Annotated in this window: 14 protein-coding genes; 6 read left to right on the top strand and 8 right to left on the bottom strand. The window is 64.5% G+C overall.

Annotated features, from left to right (window positions below):
* Positions 1–43 precede the first annotated feature (43 nt).
* The 5 genes from ACFR99_RS06255 to ACFR99_RS06275 all read right to left on the bottom strand — a co-directional run bounded on the left by ACFR99_RS06255 (position 44) and on the right by ACFR99_RS06275 (position 8,266).
* Positions 44–2,317 (bottom strand): amino acid permease, encoded by a 2,274-nt coding sequence (locus ACFR99_RS06255; RefSeq protein WP_390285444.1) that lies wholly within the window; start codon positions 2,315–2,317, stop codon positions 44–46.
* A gap of 349 nt (positions 2,318–2,666) precedes the next feature.
* Positions 2,667–3,395 carry a maleate cis-trans isomerase family protein gene (locus ACFR99_RS06260; protein WP_390285446.1) on the bottom strand — a complete coding sequence of 243 codons (729 nt, stop codon included), beginning with the start codon at positions 3,393–3,395 and terminating at the stop codon, positions 2,667–2,669.
* The gene (locus tag ACFR99_RS06265; protein WP_390285448.1) at positions 3,388–4,986 is read right to left on the bottom strand and encodes a hydantoinase B/oxoprolinase family protein; all 1,599 of its coding nucleotides are present in this window, start codon (positions 4,984–4,986) and stop codon (positions 3,388–3,390) included. The genes ACFR99_RS06260 and ACFR99_RS06265 overlap by 8 nt, the downstream gene beginning before the upstream one ends.
* Positions 4,983–7,052 carry a hydantoinase/oxoprolinase family protein gene (locus tag ACFR99_RS06270; RefSeq protein ID WP_390285450.1) on the bottom strand — a complete coding sequence of 690 codons (2,070 nt, stop codon included), beginning with the start codon at positions 7,050–7,052 and terminating at the stop codon, positions 4,983–4,985. Before ACFR99_RS06270 ends, ACFR99_RS06265 begins: the two co-directional genes overlap by 4 nt.
* Positions 7,053–7,060: 8 nt before the next feature.
* A complete protein-coding gene (locus tag ACFR99_RS06275; protein WP_390285452.1) occupies positions 7,061–8,266 on the bottom strand; it encodes an Nramp family divalent metal transporter in 1,206 nt (401 codons plus the stop codon).
* Between the two features lie 428 nt (positions 8,267–8,694).
* Here ACFR99_RS06275 and ACFR99_RS06280 point away from each other — a divergent pair, with 428 nt between their 5' ends.
* Genes ACFR99_RS06280 through ACFR99_RS06295 form a run of 4 tightly spaced genes read left to right on the top strand, consistent with a single transcriptional unit; the run spans position 8,695 to position 11,089 of the window.
* A complete protein-coding gene (locus ACFR99_RS06280; protein WP_390285454.1) occupies positions 8,695–9,357 on the top strand; it encodes an energy-coupling factor ABC transporter permease in 663 nt (220 codons plus the stop codon).
* The gene (locus ACFR99_RS06285; protein WP_390285455.1) at positions 9,354–9,632 is read left to right on the top strand and encodes an energy-coupling factor ABC transporter substrate-binding protein; all 279 of its coding nucleotides are present in this window, start codon (positions 9,354–9,356) and stop codon (positions 9,630–9,632) included. The genes ACFR99_RS06280 and ACFR99_RS06285 overlap by 4 nt, the downstream gene beginning before the upstream one ends.
* Before the next feature lie 6 nt (positions 9,633–9,638).
* Positions 9,639–10,367, top strand: coding sequence for a cobalt ECF transporter T component CbiQ (gene cbiQ, locus ACFR99_RS06290; RefSeq protein WP_390285457.1), 729 nt, complete (start codon positions 9,639–9,641; stop codon positions 10,365–10,367).
* The gene (locus tag ACFR99_RS06295) at positions 10,364–11,089 is read left to right on the top strand and encodes an energy-coupling factor ABC transporter ATP-binding protein (protein WP_390285459.1); all 726 of its coding nucleotides are present in this window, start codon (positions 10,364–10,366) and stop codon (positions 11,087–11,089) included. The genes cbiQ and ACFR99_RS06295 overlap by 4 nt, the downstream gene beginning before the upstream one ends.
* A 93-nt stretch (positions 11,090–11,182) precedes the next feature.
* On the opposite strand, the gene ACFR99_RS06300 is transcribed toward ACFR99_RS06295, so the two are convergent.
* Both ACFR99_RS06300 and ACFR99_RS06305 read right to left on the bottom strand, forming a co-directional pair.
* Complete coding sequence (locus ACFR99_RS06300) at positions 11,183–11,734, bottom strand: ribbon-helix-helix protein, CopG family (RefSeq protein WP_390285461.1); 552 nt, start codon at positions 11,732–11,734, stop codon at positions 11,183–11,185.
* Between the two features lie 71 nt (positions 11,735–11,805).
* Positions 11,806–12,306, bottom strand: a complete 501-nt coding sequence (locus ACFR99_RS06305) for a metallophosphoesterase family protein (protein WP_390285463.1) — start codon at positions 12,304–12,306, stop codon at positions 11,806–11,808.
* A gap of 61 nt (positions 12,307–12,367) precedes the next feature.
* Here ACFR99_RS06305 and ACFR99_RS06310 point away from each other — a divergent pair, with 61 nt between their 5' ends.
* Positions 12,368–13,753, top strand: a complete 1,386-nt coding sequence (locus tag ACFR99_RS06310) for an eIF2B alpha/beta/delta subunit family protein (RefSeq protein WP_390285465.1) — start codon at positions 12,368–12,370, stop codon at positions 13,751–13,753.
* A gap of 150 nt (positions 13,754–13,903) precedes the next feature.
* On the opposite strand, the gene ACFR99_RS06315 is transcribed toward ACFR99_RS06310, so the two are convergent.
* On the bottom strand, positions 13,904–14,092 hold the full coding sequence (locus tag ACFR99_RS06315) for a hypothetical protein (RefSeq protein ID WP_390285467.1): 189 nt from the start codon (positions 14,090–14,092) through the stop codon (positions 13,904–13,906).
* A gap of 302 nt (positions 14,093–14,394) precedes the next feature.
* Between ACFR99_RS06315 and ddh the strand changes: the two genes are divergently transcribed.
* Complete coding sequence (ddh, locus tag ACFR99_RS06320) at positions 14,395–15,324, top strand: D-2-hydroxyacid dehydrogenase (RefSeq protein ID WP_390285469.1); 930 nt, start codon at positions 14,395–14,397, stop codon at positions 15,322–15,324.
* The last annotated feature ends 222 nt before the right edge of the window (positions 15,325–15,546 follow it).

A 15,546-nucleotide genomic window follows, 5' to 3' on the forward strand; every position in this document is an offset into this window, starting at 1 on the left:
GTCTTGGGTGCGATCGAGGTATGAACCGTTTTGTCTGGCAGTATCAACGGCGGCCAAACAGCCGATCGCGGAGCGAACGCGACGATGGCCGTTCGGTCAGCAGAACCGGTGTGTCGAGTTCCTCGATAACATCGAACACGAGTGAGCCCCGGATGATACGCGACAGGAGTCCACGCTCCGTTGCGCCGAGTATGACGAGATCGTGATCGGCACTGACGCGTTCGATCACGGTTTCGGTATCACCCGTTTCGATGTGTAAGTCGGCATCTGACAACTGATGGCTGTCGGCCCAGTCACGCAGGAATTCACGCCCTTCCGCTTGTTCTCCCTCATCGACGATGTGTAACAACGACACCTCGGCATTGAACGTTTCCTGCAGTGCGAGGGCGACCTCTGCGGAGAGATCCGACGACGCTCCGCCGGCAGTGGGGACGACGATATCGGTCGGATCGAACTCCGTTGCGTCCAGGACGAGGAAATCACACGGCAAGTCGTGGGTCAGTTCGTCAAGGGTGCTTTCGGCACGCCCGCCCGCAAACTGCGTGCCGCCGTAGCCCATTACGACTTTGTCGGCATCGTTCGATTGCGCTGCATCGTACACTTCCTCGAGCCCTCGATGGGACAGGATCGTCTTCGTCTCGATCGGCACATCGAACGCTGCCGCGTCTTGTTTGGCGGCTTCGAGAAGCGTCTCCGAGGTGGCGGTAATTTCGCCGCTCTCGGCAGCAGCGGTAAGCGTTGTCTGGTCTGGAACGGTGACGATGTGTGTTGCAAGCACACGCCCGCCTTCGTGTTCGGCAATCGCACTGGCAAGTGTGATAAGCGCGCTCTCAGTTCGCGGGTTGGCCAGTGCGACCATGATCGTCGGCCCGTCCGACCCATTCGGCGCAACTGCGTCGGCGGCCTCGACAACCCGATCCGGCAGCTCTTCCTCACGGCTCCGAATGTAGTGCGAGAGCACACCTTGTTGTGACGTTTTGTCGCGGGCGTAGAGGAAGTACCAGAGAACAGCAACGACGACGAACCCTGCAGACAGTGCGATCTCCAGACTGTCCATAAACGCGACGAGTCCGAGCGATAATACCGCGCCGAGGATCGGCGTGATGGGATAGAACGGAACCCGGAAATCGGGATCGTACTCCGGGACGTCCGCCTCTCGAAACACGATGAGCCCGACGTTCATCAGCGCGTAGACGATGAGGTGGAGGACGCTCGCTGCCTTTGCAAGTACCTCGATGTCTTTCCCTAAAAACATAATAAACGCGATGATGAGTCCACCAGTGACGATGATCGACCGATAGGGCGTCGCAAAGTTCGGATGAATCTCGTTGAGCCAGTTCGTGACGATCTTGTCACGGCCCATCGCGAAGTTGATACGTGCTGAGGCGAGGATGGATGCGTTCGCCGACGACGCCGTCGCCAGCAGTGCGCCAACGGTCATCAGAGACGCTGCCACAGCAGCGATCCCCCTGATGGGTCCGACAGAAGCAGGAAAGGCGACCTCGGCAGCCTGTGCGACCGGTGCACTCTGACTGAGGTCGGGCCACGAAATAACACCGAGCATGGTCGTCACAAGGATAGCGTAGATGACAGTTACGATTCCAACGCTTCCGATGATGGCGATAGGGAGGTTCCGGCCGGGGTTTTTCAACTCCTCGGCGACAGTTGCGATCTTCGCGTAGCCGAGAAACGACACGAACACCAGTGCAGTCGCCGGTAGGACCGCACCTGCCCCGAACGGTGCAAGGCCGCCCTCGTTAGCCAGTGTCGCGTAATCGAACGAAGAAAAGCCCGCGAGTGAGAATGCCGTGAGAATCGCAAGCAACATGAACACGATGATCGTCTGGATGCTACCGGTCTCCTTGGCACCGATATAGTTGACGCCAACGAAAACACCGCCAGCAAGGAGCGCCCCGAGCTGGATCGGGCTGAGAAACGCAACCTCCGGTAATGGAACGAAAACGGCGAGATACTGGCCGAATCCGATACAGTAGAACGCGGAGGCGAAGGCAAGCCCCATCCAATCACCCATACCCGCGATCGAGCCGAACATCGGCCCGAGTGACTTATTGATATAGTAATATCCACCACCGGCTTTCGGCATCGCAGTCCCGAGTTCGGAGACGGACAGCGCGTTTACCATCGCAATCAGTCCACCGACGACGAACGACACGACGACGATCGGCCCTGCTGCGTTGGCGGCGACGCCGGGTAAGACGAAAATCCCGGCACCGATCATCGTCCCGATACCGATCGTCATCGCGGAGATGAGGCCGAGGTCCTTTGCAAGTTCCTCGTCACCTTCGCCGTGGCTCATACCGGGAAATCGAACACCGATCATATAAGGGCTCCGGTAGGATTTCTGAATCCTGAATAATAGTGGTGTAGAATTGCTGCTCAAGTAAATTACACCGTCAAAAATATCGGTATAGTGTGCCACACAAATAGGAAGTAGCATGGACGACCGGCTCGATGAGATCGTCCGGTGTCTTCTTCGAGTACGAGAGCGAACGGTCGTTTTCTGACCGTTTTTCGTACTGTCAGACAGAACGACGTGACGATCGATCGCGCTACTGCGGCCGTCGCCAGTGGAGACGGCCGCGAATTCGCGACCGACTTCGTATTGCCCTCTGTCCGACAGTATCAGTGATGAATCGATCGAGCAGTCACTGGCTATCGCACTCGAACAGCGTTCCCGGTCCGTCGAGATCCCGTTCGAATCCACCGACGCGACCGATATCCCACAGCGTCGCGCCGTTGCTCGTGATCACCGGAACCCCCAGTTTCGACTCGAGGTCCTCGACCGCAGCCAGCGAGCGGTAGTTCGTACAGGAGACGAAGACGGCGTCGAGATCTTCGGCGTCGCCGACGGCCGCGAGCACCTGCCGAGAGGCGTCGTCGGGGGTCAACTCGCCGATAGCCGTGTTCGCTGCGAGTCCCCGGCCGTCGATCGACGCGACCTCGAACCCCGCTGCCTCGAGGAAGTCCCGCTCTTTTTCATCGAGGTCACTGGTATAGGGCGTCACGACGGCGATCCGCTCGGCGTCGAGCGTCTCGAGCGCGCGGACGACCGAGCGGGCCGTCGCCACTGCGGGGACGCCAGCTGCGTCGGCCAGTCGCTCCTCGAGTTCGGCGTCGAACCCCGGGCCGTGGAGTAAGCTGCCGGTAGTACAGGCGTAGGCGACCGCGTCCACGTCGGCGTGACCGAGCAGTTCGGCGGCGCGGGCCGCGTCGTCGCTCATCGCGTCGAGTTCGTCGACGGTGACCGACTCGAGGGCCATCCGCGCGCCGTGGACGGTGACCGAATCCGGGAGGTGTGCCCGGAACTCCGGCTCGGCCGTCGTGTTCGACGAGGGGACGACCAGGCCCAGTTGGCCGCGTCCCTCGTCAGTCATCGCGTCCCTCGCTACCGTCGTCCGCCGCCGGTTCGCCGTGGCCGCCGCCACCGGGTGTCTTGACCGTGACCGTCGTGCCGGCGTCGACGTCGACGGTGGTCTTCGCCGGGGCTGGCTCGCCGTCGATCAGGTTCTCGCCGGTCGCGCCGTTTTCGCCGCCGGCGACGCCCTTCGGCGCGTGGCGGCGGCGTTCGGTCAGTAGCGAGACCGTCGCCTCTTTCTCGACGGTGACCGAGCGCTCGAGTCCCAGTCCCCCGCGATGGCGGCCACGGCCGCCGCTGCCCTCGCGGAGCGCGTAGCGCTCGACCCGCAGCGGGTACTCGGTCTCGAGCGATTCGATCGGCGTGTTGAGCGTGTTGGTCATCCCGACCTGGACGCCGTCCATGCCGTCGCGCTCGGCCCGGGCACCGAAGCCGCCGGCGATCGTCTCGTAGTAGGTAAAGGAGCCGTCCCGGGCTCCGATGGTGAGGTTGTTCATCGTCCCCTGGCCCTGTGCGGGCACGCGGTCAGGTGCCGCCTGCGCGAGCGCGGTGAAGACGACGTCGGTGACGCGCTGGCTGGTCTCGACGTTGCCGCCGACCACGGCGGCCGGAGACTCCGGATTCAGGAGCGATCCCTCGGGTGCGTGGACGCTCACGGGCTCGTAGCAGCCGTGATTCGGCGGGATCTCGGGATCGGTGATCGAGCGCACGACGAAGTAGACGGCGCTCGTCGCGACCGCCAGCGGGGCGTTTAAGTTCCCTGCGAGTTGGTCTGCGGTGCCCGAGAAATCGACGTCGATCGTCTCGCCGTCGACCGTCACGGCGACGCTGATCTCGATGTCCTCATCGATGACGCCGTCGCCCTCGAGGACATCGGTGGCCTCGTAGGTGCCGTCGGGCAGCGCCGCGATCTCGTCGGTGATCCGCTCGCGCGAGTAGTCGATCACGGCATCGAAGCCGGTGAGGACGGTTTCGCGGCCGTGTTCCGCGAACAGCGCGGCGAGTCGTTCCTCGGCGCGTTCGTTCGCCGCTTGCTGTGCTCGGAGGTCGGCCCGGCGCTCGCGGGCGTTGCGAACGTTCGCGAGCACGAGCGAGCGCACGTCTTCCCGGGGTTCGCCGCCTTCGACGAGCCGGGTCGGTGGCAGTCGGAGCCCTTCTTGATAAATCTCTTGTGCGCCCGCGGGCATGCTTCCGGGGGTCATCCCGCCGACGTCGGCGTGGTGGGCCCGCGAGACTGCGTAGCCGACGATGTCGCTGTCGGGGGCGATCGGCGAGACCATCGTCACGTCCGGCAGGTGCGTTCCACCGGTAAAGGGGTCGTTGAGCACGAAGACGTCGCCGGGCTCGGGGTCGTGCTCGCGGACGGCCGCGACCGCGGCGGGCATCGCGCCGAGGTGGACCGGGATGTGTTCGGCTTGGGCGATCATCCGCCCGTCGGCATCGAATAGCGCCGTCGAACAGTCCCGCCGCTCCTTGATGTTCGGCGAGTACGCCCCGCGGATCAGGGTCTGTCCCATCTCCTCGGCGACGCTCTCTAACTGGTTGCGCAGGACCTCGAGGGTCACTGGGTCGATACTGTCCGCTGTGTCGGGTGTCGAATCCCCTGTCATTGTGCTTCCGCCTCCGTTCGCGTCATGACGAGCGTCCCATCAGCGAGGATCTCGCCGGTCCAGGCCGGCGGGACGACCGTCGTACTCTCTGCTTGCTCGAGCACTGCCGGTCCCGCGACCGACGCGCCCGTTTCGAGTCGATCCCAGTCGTAGACCGTTGTCTCCCGTGCCCCGGCCTCAGGGAAATGGGCCTCCCGGGAGCCGACGACGGCGTCGCCCGTTCCCGCGTGGCTGATGGCCGGCTCCGAGCCCGGCACCGTCGCCGTCGTGCGGAGATTGACGACCTCGATCGATTCGTCCATTGCGTAGCCGTAGGTCCGCTCGTGGGCCTCGTGGAAACGGTCTGCGACCGCCGCCGCGTCGAACGCCTCGTCGACGGGCACGGTCAACTCGAAGCTCTGACCCGCGTACCGGCAGTCGGCGGCCCGTTCGACCTGTGCCGCGTCCCGGTCGGACGCGTCCGCGAGCACGTCCGCGACGAGTTCGTCGTAGACGCCCTCGAGCGTCGCCCGGTCTGCGCCGTCGAGGTCGACACCGACCGTTCGAACGGCGTCGTAGCTCTCGTCGGCCGCAAGCAGGCCAAACGCCGAGAGGACCCCGCCCGGTCGCGGAACGACGACCTGATCAACCGACAGCGAATCTGCGAGCGCCGCGGCGTGCATCGGGCCCGCGCCGCCGAAGGCCACGAGCGCGAACTCGCGGGGGTCGTGGCCCCGCTCGACGGTCACCGAGCGGATCGTCCGCGTCATCGTCGCGTTCGCCACGCGGTAGACGCCCTGTGCCGCCTCGAGCGGCCCCGCAAGTCCCGCTTCGTCGGCCAGTCGGCCGAGCGCGTCGCGGGCCGCCTCGATGTCGAGGGTCATCTCGCCGCCGAGTGCGGTTTCGGGACCGATGTAGCCAAGCACGACGTTGGCGTCCGTGACGGTCGGTCGCGTCCCACCGCGGCCGTAGCAGGCGGGCCCGGGCTGTGCACCCGAGGACTCCGGACCGACCCGGAGCGCGCCACCGGCGTCGACCCAGGCGATCGAGCCGCCGCCCGCGCCGACGGTGTTGACGTCGACCATCGGCGTCCGGATCGGCAGCCCATCGATCTCGGCGTCGGTAGTCCGTTCGGCCTGTCCGTCCCGGACGAGACTCACGTCGCTCGAAGTGCCACCCATGTCGAAGGTCACGAGCCCCTCGACGTCGTCGTCATCGACGGTCGCTGCGGCACCGACGACGCCGGCGGCGGGGCCTGACAGCGTCGTCGTGACGGCATGTTCGCGCACGGTTTCGGGGTCGGCGATCCCGCCGTTGGCCTGCATGATCCGCGGTGCGGGGATGCCGGCGTCGCTGGCCTCGTCGACCAGCTGGCCGACGTAGGTATCGATCGCCGGCCGGACGTAGGCGTCGACCGCGGTCGTCGATGTGCGCTCGAACTCGCGGAACTCCGCGAGCACCTCGTGGGACGCCGACACTGGCACGTCCAGTTCCTCGCGGAGCGTCTCGGCGACGACCCGTTCGTTTTCGGGGTCGGCGTATGCGTGTAGTAGGGAGACCGCGACCGCCTCGACGTCGCGCTCGCGCAGCGTCGCTGCAAGGTCGCGAACTTCCGTTTCGTCGACCGGTCGCTCGACGCCGTCTTTGGTCGTCCGTTCGTCGACTTCGAACCGCCGCTTTCGAGGCACCAGTGGGTCGGGCTTTTCGGCCTCGAGGTCGTACAGATCCGGCCGGTCCTGCCGGCCGATCTCGAGGACGTCCCGGAACCCCTCGGTGGTCACCAGCGCCGTCCGTGCGCCGCCGCGCTCGAGGAGGGCGTTGACCGAGACGGTCATCGCGTGGGCGAAGCCGTCGATCTCGCCGGGTTCAATGCCGGCTTCGTCACATGCCTTTTCGATGCCTTCGAGGACGCCGACGTGCTGGGGCTCGGTCGATGGCACTTTCGCGGTGACGAGGCGGTCGTCGACGGACAACGCCACGTCGGTGAACGTGCCGCCAACGTCGACGCCGATGCGGGTCTCGTCGTCGCTCGAGTCGTCGTGCGTCGTTGCGTCCGAGTTCGTGTCGTAGTTCGTTGAGTCAGTCATGCAGATCGTTAGACGAGAAGAACGTCGTAGAGCGTTCGGAGGCCGATACCAACGACGACGAGCGTCACGATCCCGCCGAGGACGTTCTGGAGGGTGGTGTTCGTGTGCTCGCCAAGCAGTTCGCTGTTGTTCATCGCGTAGATGAGGAAGACGGCCAGGATAGGCAACAGGAGCCCGTTAGCAACCTGTGCGAAGACGATCACCTGGATGGGGTTGTAATCGAGTGCCGAAAAGACGATGCCGATACCGAGGATGGTCATCCAGATCGCCCGGAACCGCGTCGACGTCAGGTCACGTTCCCAGCCGAGCGCGCCGGCGGTGGCGTAGGCGCCGGCAAGCGGCGCGCTCATCGCGCTGGTAAATCCAGCAGCGAACAGGCCGATCGAGAAGAACGTGAGCGCGTAGCCGCCGAAGACGGGCTCTAACTGGTCGGCCATCGCGCCGACGTCACTGATCGACGTGCCCTTCGGGAACACCGCGGCGGCCGTGACGACGATCGCCGTCGTGATGAGGCCGCCGACGATGATCATCCCGATCGTGTCGGCCCGACACTCGGCGAGATCGTCCGCGCCGCTCCACCGTTCCTGGACGGTGCTCGCGTGCAGGAACAGGTTGTAGCCGACGACGGTAGTTCCGACGAGGCCGGCGATGAGATACGCCGAACCGTCGGGAACCGTCGGGACGAGGCCGCCCGCAAGCGCACCGATGTCCGGTCGGACCATGACGGCGTTGAGCAGGAACGCCGCGCCCATGATCCCGACGAGGCCGATGAACACCCGTTCGATCAGCTTGTAGTTCCCCGTCCACAGCAGTCCGGCGGCGACGAGGCCGATGATCGGACCCCAGACGTTTTCGCTGACACCGGTAATCGTCGACAGACCGGCCGCGCCGCCGACGATGTTGCCCGTCTGGAACGCCGCCGTCCCGATCCCGATCGCACTCACGACGAGCACGACCGAGATCGTCCGCGGAATCGGATTGTCGAACTCGTTTCGGAACGCCTCCCCCAGCCCTTCTTGCGTGATCAGTCCCAGTCGCGCGCTCATCTCCTGGAGGACGATCGTCGCCAGAATCGAGAACGCGATCGTCCACACGAGCAGATAGGCGTATTCTGCGCCGATCACGCTTGCAGTCGTTACCGTTCCCGGACCGACGAACGCTGCCGCGACGAGCGCTCCTGGTCCGATCGCTTTTAGCCGGTCAATAACACCCATGATGTGTATTCACATACAACACTCTCCGAACCCCACAAAAGGGTTGTTAAGAGTCGAACATACGGGCACGCAACCTGCCGAAAAGTCATTGTATTTGTATGAAGACGTGTGAACTCGTATGATGATCCCAACCTAGCCGGTATATGATTGCCGTTTCGATTGGTGGTCGATTTGGTGTCCACAGCGGCTACCGAGTGTCGGCTCCACCAGTCGTTGGCTCTCTCACAGCTTGGCAGGGACCAGAACGGGCCTGTGACCGACCGCCGTTCTTGGGGCGGTTGTTCCCGGTCCCATCGATCGGCTATCCGGCCGAAAACCCACGGATCAACGGCAATCGGACGGCTGCCGGAGAGAAAACCTGCTTGTATTAGATCAATCAAAATTGTTTTAATGGGGAAGGCAGATAACTGCGAGTACGGCGATTACAGATGCACATCATGGAAGGGTTTCTGCCCGGCTTCTGGGCGCTCGTGTGGTACGCGATTGCGGCCCCAGTCGTCGGCTACGGGACGCTGAAGACTGCACGTCTGGTGAAGGATCGGGAGGTCAACAAGTCGCACATTGCCGTCGCTGCGGCGTTCATCTTCGTCCTGTCGGCGCTGAAACTCCCGTCCGTCACCGGGAGTACGTCGCATCCGACAGGCACCGGCATTGCAGTCGTCCTCTTTGGGCCAGCTGTCACCGCGTTTCTCTCGACGATCGTCCTGCTGTATCAGGCGTTGTTGCTCGGTCACGGCGGCCTGACGACCCTCGGTGCGAACGTCGCGTCGATGGGGATCATCGGCCCGCTCTTTGGCTGGGTCGTCTACCGCTCGGTCAAGCCACACACAGACCTCCAGAAGGCGACGTTTGCTGCGGCCCTCGTCGCCGACTGGACGACGTACGTCGTCACGTCCACGCAGCTCGCCCTCGCGTTCCCGGCGGAACCGGGACTCAGTGGTGTCATCGATTCCATGAGCACCTTCTTGGGCGTCTTCGCGGTGACTCAGCTCCCGATCGGGGTCGTCGAAGGCGCGCTCGCAGCCGGCTTGATCGGCTACATCTCCATGTCGAGTGAGTCGGTTCGAACCCGGCTGGGGGTGACAGCATGAACCGGTGGCTCGCTGCGGGTGGCCTCCTGATGGTCGGACTCATCCTCTTTTCGTTTACCACCGCGGGTGCGTGGGGTGGGGCCGACGGCGCTGCGGGCGAGAAAGTCGATTCCGTCGCCCCGGACTACGACCCGTGGTTCGAGAGCCTCTGGACCCCCCCGAGTGGTGAGATCGAGAGCTTACTGTTCAGTCTCCAGGCAGCGATCGGCGGCCTTATAATCGGCTACTACCTCGGACGAACGTCACCGCTGCAATCCGCGTCTGAGACGCCGTAGTGAGTCATGCACCACACGAGCCTGGAACAGATTCAGATAACCTCGAGCTCACGAATCGAAGGACGCTTGAACGCGTACTTCGTCTTTGCCGCACTGGTGTTGCTCCTCGTCGCTCCCAGTCGGCTCGCGTACGTCTGTGCACTCGTCTGCTTCGTGGCACTCGGTATCGATGCAACGGGCTCCGACTATCTGCAGGTGGTCCGGCTCCCGGTGTACTTTTTGCTCCCGAGTCTGGTCCTCATCGCGCTGTTTACCAGCGGGCCGACCGCCGTCTCGATGGGTCCGCTCTCGATTTCCTGGACCGGAATCGACCGGTCGATAACGACCGGACTCCGATCGTTCGGATCGATGACGATCCTTGGCTATCTGGTCGTGACGACGACGGTCCCGCAACTGTTCGTCGCGTTGCGATCGCTGCGGTGTCCACAGTTCGTCATCGAGATCTCGTTGCTCACCTACCGCGTCATCCAGATCCTGCTCGACGAACTCCGCCGTCTCGAGCTCGCGGCGAGAGGGCGTCTCGGCTTCCGGACGCGCCGGACGACGTTTCGAACAGCTAAGTTGCTGGGGTTTTCAGTGTTCTTGAAGTCGATGTCACGGGCCGAAACCCTCAACGACGCGATGCTGGCGCGGAACTACAACGGCGAGATGCCGATGGCACGGACCACCAGCCGGGGCCACGGCTACGCGGCTGCCGTACTCACACTGATCGCCATCACCGGGTGGGCCGTATGATCGAAACTGACGACCTGCACTTCCGACACGGCACCGAACCTGTCCTCGACGGTGTGAATTTCGAGGCCCAGACCGGCGAGGTGACGGTCATCTTCGGCCGCAACGGTGCCGGGAAGTCGACGCTGTTGCGCCACTTCAACGGCCTGTTCGAACCCGATTCGGGCACCGTCTTCGTCGGGGGTGAGCCGGTTGAATACGACGACGCCTCGCTCGCCGACCTGCGGATGCGCGTCGGACTCGTCTTCCAGAATCCCGATGACCAGATCGTCGCGCCGACGGTCGAACAGGACGTCGAGTTCGGCCCGCGGAACGCGGGCATCGACGAGCCAGACCGGATCGAACGTGTCCTCTCGGAGTTCGACCTCGAGGGACAGACCGATCGCCTGTGTAACACGCTGAGCGGCGGCGAGAAGAAACGCGTCTCGCTGGCGGGTGTCCTCGCGATGGAACCGGAGTACGTGCTGCTCGACGAACCGACCGCCGGACTGGACGGTGATGGCTGTCGGACGATCGTCCGATTCGTCGAGTCGCTTACCGACGCCGGTATCACGCCGGTCATCGCGACCCACGACGTCGGGTTCGGGCTCACCGTCGCCGATACGGTGACGGTGCTGGAAGACGGTGTCATCGACTACCAGGGCGAGACGCTCTCGCAGACACTCGCCGAACGATACGGCCTTCGAAACTACGTCTTCGAGACGTGGGCGTCACCCGCCGAGTAACTCGCCGTCGTCATACGGACTCCTGTCAGTGGGTGCCGGCGCACCCGCAGGAGGAGTCACGGGTACGCCGGGACATCGGGACAGCAGACCGTATCAGTCCCCGTTCCCTTCCCCTTCGGTCACGATCACCTTCGAAACGCCTTGCTCGAGTCTGATCTCCGTCGGCAACTCGACCGTGCTGCGTTCGATGAACCGGGTCATGAACCAGCGAACCGCCTCCGAGGGGAAGACGAGGTGGTAGACGCCCTCGCCCTCCTGGCGAACGTCGAGAAAGCCACAGAACGACAGCCACTCGAGGAGGTCACCGACCTCGTCGAACCGGGTCGCGTACTCGTGGGCGTGGTAATCTGAGACGCGGTCGGCAGCCTCGACGAACGCCGGGTCGGGATCGCCGCCGTCGTAGCAGTAGCCGAGGAACGCATGGAGGAAGTCGATGTCGAGTAAGACGTGTTCCCCCGACGAGAGCATCTGGTAGTACTGTTCCAAGTTGTCGCTTGGCTTCCCGCTCGCTGCCTCGAAGTTCGCCGCGTAGAACGTCAGGGCGCGCCGCACCACCTCACTCTGACCGTTCCCCGTCTCGGCAACGAGTGTCTCGAGGGCCGCCGCCGAATCGTCGTCGAGCGATACCGTCACGCGCTGTGTCATGGTAACACAGGGGAACCCGAGACGGGTATAGTTCACGCACTCGGGCGATCGATGTTGGGTCGCCAACGGACTCACTCGGTCCGTAACTCGACTGTTAGCTCTCCGTCCGTGACAGTCACAACGTACATCGTCGCGCGGTCAGCGGGGTCTGCACCGGTCGCGCTGCCGGGGTTGAGCACCCGCACACCGTCGACGGTCGTGTCGACGACCTCGTGGGTATGACCCGCGACAGCGACCGGCTCGGCGGTGGCCGCTTCGGCTCGGGTGGTCTCGACGACCCGTCGCTGCCAGCCCGCCAGCGATCCGGCCCCGTGGGTCACCGCGAACGTCACGCCCGCGATCTCGAGCGTCTCCGAGTGGGGCAGTTCGAGCGTCGGCGGATCGGTGTTTCCACGGACGGCGGTCAGGTTCCCGTTCGCGAGAGCTGCGATCCGGTCGTAGGCCCGTTGCGAGTCGAAATCGCCCGCGTGGATCGCGTGGTCGGCTCGCTCGAGTTCGGCGCCGACCCAGTCGGGGACGGCGCGCTCGCGGGAGGGGACGTGTGTGTCGGAGACGATCACAACTCGTGGCATGTGTGGGCCGACGACGGCCAGTCCCGAAAGCGATTCCCCCCGCGCGCTCGTGTCTCCGCCTATGACCGAGAATGCAGGACGCGACGTCGATGGCGACGACTCGGCCGCGAGCCACGTCGTCACCGCGTTCCTCCGGCACCGCGGCGAGATCCTCCTGTTGTGCCGCAGCGACGCGGTCGGCACCTACACGGGCCAGTGGGGTGGCGTCTCCGGCTTCGCGGAAGGCCAACCCGACGAACAGGTCTACGTCGAGATCAGTGAGGAAACCGGCCTCGAGCCCGATACCGTTTCGCTCGTCCGCTCCGGGCGGGCGGTCGAATTCGAGGACCCAACCCTCGAGCGCGAGTGGGTCGTCCACCCCTATCTGTTCGACTGTGAGACTCGCGAGATCGAACTGAGCGAGGAACACGACACCGCCAAGTGGGTCTCTCCGACGACGATCCTCGAGTCCGTCGGCGACGACCGCGAGACGGTGCCGAAGCTGTGGACCGCCTACGAGCGCGTCGCTCCCACCGTCCGGTCGATCGCGGCCGACGACGAACACGGCGCTGCATACCTGTCGGTGCGCGCACTCGAGGTGGTGCGCGATCGAGCGGGGCTGCTCGTCGCCGAGCGCAGCGAGTTCGGCGCGGACCCCGACGGCGAGTGGGACGAACTCGCGGAACTCGCTGGTCGATTGCTCAAGGCCCGGCCGTCGATGGCCGTGCTCCGCAATCGAGTGAATCGAGCGATGGCCGACGCGGATGGCGAAGACGGGGGCGCACCGGACGTCCACGACGCGGCGCTGTCGGGGATCGACCGCGCGCTCGCGGCCGATACGGACGCCGCGGCAACCGCCGCCGAGCGCATCGACGGCACCATCGCAACGCTCTCGCGGTCGGGGACTGTCCTCGAGGCACTCGAACAGGCCACTCCCTCGCGGGTGTTCGTTGCGGAATCGCGGCCGGCCCGTGAGGGGGTCGCCGTCGCAGAGGAGCTGGCCGAGACGACCGACAGCACCGTCACGGTCCACACCGATGCGGCGGTCGCGCACGTGCTCGCACGCGAGGACATCGAGCGGGTGGTCGTCGGCGCGGATACCATCCTCCCCGACGGTGCCGTGGTGAACAAGACCGGGACGCGCACGCTGGCAATTGCTGCCGCCCGCGAAGGGATTCCGGTCACAGTCGTCGCAGCCACGGACAAGGTCTCGACCCGCGAGGACGTCAACCTCGAGTCCGGCGACCGAACCGCGGTCTACGACGGTGACGCAGCTGTCGACGTGCTGAACCCGACGTTCGACGTGACGCCTGCCGACTGCGTGACCGAGGTCAGTACTGAGCGTGGGGCGCTCGAGCCCGGTGCCATCGAGGACGTGGCCGAGGAACTGCGCGGACTCGAGGCCTGGCGTGACGGCGGGGAGCCGACGGAGCGGGAAGCGACAGACCGAAACCCCTCGAGAGAGTAGCGCCGCATGGCGGCCGTGACGAAGTGTTACCCCCACCGAGCCCCGTGTGACGAGGGATTTTCCCGAGCCGCCATTCTGCTGACCGCGGAGTCTACAGTGGACGTGTAACTCAGTACGTCGCAGCCGCGAGCTCGTCCGTTGTCGGGTCGTTCATCCCCAGATCGTGGCGTTCCCGACGCAGTAGAACAACGCGATCCAGCCGACGAACAGCCCGGCGACGACCACCGCAAAGTCCGCCAGACACGTTCCGACGACGACACAGTAGCCGATTCCGATCGTCAGTAACAGCAACGAAACGCCGAACAGAACGTGGCACCGTCGCGCTGTTTCCGGATCCATACACCGCCGTATCACGATCTACTGTATACATCTTTGTCATGGATTGACATGTGTCACGAACCTGTGGTAGTAACGGAGCGCGAAACCCGACCCGTCCGACTCGACTCCTTGGAGAGGGCTTCACCATGAGGGGTGCGCTCGTGGCCACTACGGCAGTCTCCTGTCGCGACTGACTAATAATTCGAAATTGAAACGATCACTAGACGTGACTGACAGGTGTGTAGATAGCTTGCGCTGTGTCCGCCATCGGGCGGGGGTGTCCGGTGCAAAGCTTCAATTCCGAGTCGGGTCTAGTCGCGTCCATGGATTTCGAACTCGAGCGACTCGGCGTTCACGAGTCAGTCGAGGCGGTGTTTCCCCCGGCAGAACTCGTCACGTATCTCACCGACCTGCCGGCAGAGGTCGCGGTCGTCGACGACGACGGCATCGACGACTGCGACGGGGTCGTCACCCTCGCGTATCGCGAGGCCTTCCTCGAATTGGACTGGATCCACTCGATCCAGGCGGGGTACGATCGGTTCCCGCTCGACGTTCTCGAGGACCACGACGTGATCCTCACGAACAGCGCGGGGATCCACGACCGAACCATCGGCGAGACGGTCGCGAGCTACCTGCTCATGTTCGCTCGACGGCTCCACGACCACGTTGCGAACCAGCAGGAGCGCCGCTGGGATCGCCCCGAGTGGGACGAGGCGTTCACGCTGCCAGGTGCGACGGCCTGTGTCGTCGGAACCGGGACGCTGGGAAGCGGCGTGGCGGAGACCCTGGGTGCACTCGGGGTCCGCGTGACGGGGGTTCGCCGTTCCGGCGATCCCGTCCCCGGCTTCGACGAGGTCTACGCGACCGATCGGCTGCTCGAGGCGATCGGCGACGTCGAGTTCGTGATCGTCACCGTCCCGTTGACCGACGAGACACACCACCTGTTCGACGCCGAGGCCTTCGATGCGATGCGCGACGACGCTTATTTCGTGAACGTCGCCCGGGGATCGGTCGTCGACGAACCGGCCTTGATCGACGCGCTCGAGTCTGGCGAGCTCGCGGGGGCAGCGCTGGACGTCTTCGAGGAGGAACCACTGCCCGAGGAGTCCCCACTGTGGGGAATGGACGAGGTCATCATTTCGCCCCACTGCGCGGCCTACACGCGAGATTACTTCCGTGACGTGGGCGAGATCGTCCGCGAGAACGCCGATCGACTCGCCGACGGAGAGGAATTTTACAACCGCGTGGTCTGAGCGTGGGATCGACTCGAGAGCAGTGACAGCTGGGTCTCGAGTAGCTGCAATTGCGAACGTGGCTGGACGCGATGTGGATGTAACCATCTGTGAGATAATTCAATTCTGAGTACACTGGCCGGGCGCACGGCTCGAGTACTACGAGAGCCGTGTAACCCGGGGAAGGGCAGGCGCTTACCAGATATTCACCGCGACCGAGGCCTGCGCGGCGCGTAGCGCCGC

Origin of the sequence: Haloarchaeobius amylolyticus (assembly GCF_042678045.1) — an archaeon.
Lineage (GTDB): Archaea > Halobacteriota > Halobacteria > Halobacteriales > Natrialbaceae > Natrinema > Natrinema amylolyticus_A.